We start from the raw sequence: 325 nt of genomic DNA, 5'->3' as shown, positions 1-325 counted from the left end.
ACAACGACGTTTACAAGAAACTTCTTGACATAGGAGATTTCATAGGTATCGAAGGAAAATTGTTCAAAACTCAGGTGGGAGAGAAAACCGTAATGGTTGAAAATTTCACGCTTTTAAGCAAGTCCTTAAAACCACTTCCGCTTCCAAAGACAGACAAAGAAGGGAACACTTTCGACGAGTTCAACGATCCTGAACTCCGCTACCGTCAGCGTTACGCCGATCTGGTAGTGAATCCAAAGGTAAAAGATATCTTTGTCAAGAGGACTAAACTCTTCAATGCGATGAGGAATTTCTTCAACGACAAAGGCTACTTTGAAGTTGAAAC

1 protein-coding gene is annotated in these 325 nt (G+C 40.9%); it reads left to right on the top strand.

Annotation, left to right across the window (positions count from 1 at the left end; genetic code table 11):
- Positions 1 to 325, top strand: a 325-nt coding sequence (locus HC176_RS18490; RefSeq protein ID WP_342448726.1) for an amino acid--tRNA ligase-related protein, incomplete at both ends; no start/stop codon positions are given.

Source organism: Tamlana crocina (genome assembly GCF_012037625.1).
This window is presented reverse-complemented; position numbering and strand designations above follow the sequence as displayed.